Annotated in this window: 1 rRNA gene; it reads right to left on the bottom strand. The window is 56.8% G+C overall.

The window, feature by feature from the left end:
• Positions 1–943 (bottom strand): 23S ribosomal RNA (locus ABD355_RS43910); the annotation flags it as partial.

The following is a 943-nucleotide window of genomic DNA, read 5'->3' as shown; positions in this document are numbered from 1 at the left end:
GTACCGGTCACCTCCACACCTTACGGTGCTTCCAGATCCGGCCTATCAACCCAGTCGTCTACTGGGAGCCTTACCCCATCAAGTGGGTGGGAGTCCTCATCTCGAAGCAGGCTTCCCGCTTAGATGCTTTCAGCGGTTATCCCTCCCGAACGTAGCCAACCAGCCATGCCCTTGGCAGAACAACTGGCACACCAGAGGTTCGTCCGTCCCGGTCCTCTCGTACTAGGGACAGCCCTTCTCAAGACTCCTGCGCGCACAGCGGATAGGGACCGAACTGTCTCACGACGTTCTAAACCCAGCTCGCGTACCGCTTTAATGGGCGAACAGCCCAACCCTTGGGACCGACTCCAGCCCCAGGATGCGACGAGCCGACATCGAGGTGCCAAACCATCCCGTCGATATGGACTCTTGGGGAAGATCAGCCTGTTATCCCCGGGGTACCTTTTATCCGTTGAGCGACGGCGCTTCCACAAGCCACCGCCGGATCACTAGTCCCGACTTTCGTCCCTGCTCGACCCGTCGGTCTCACAGTCAAGCTCCCTTGTGCACTTACACTCAACACCTGATTGCCAACCAGGCTGAGGGAACCTTTGGGCGCCTCCGTTACCCTTTAGGAGGCAACCGCCCCAGTTAAACTACCCATCAGACACTGTCCCTGATCCGGATCACGGACCCAGGTTAGACATCCAGCACGACCAGACTGGTATTTCAACGACGACTCCACCTGAACTGGCGTCCAAGCTTCACAGTCTCCCAGCTATCCTACACAAGCCGAACCGAACACCAATATCAAACTGTAGTAAAGGTCCCGGGGTCTTTCCGTCCTGCTGCGCGAAACGAGCATCTTTACTCGTAGTGCAATTTCACCGGGCCTATGGTTGAGACAGTCGAGAAGTCGTTACGCCATTCGTGCAGGTCGGAACTTACCCGACAAGGAATTTCG

The sequence above is a fragment of the Streptomyces longisporus genome, assembly GCF_039532765.1.
Classification (GTDB): domain Bacteria; phylum Actinomycetota; class Actinomycetes; order Streptomycetales; family Streptomycetaceae; genus Streptomyces; species Streptomyces longisporus.
The sequence above is the reverse complement of the archived record's forward strand: the minus strand, read 5'-3'. Positions and strand labels throughout refer to the sequence as shown.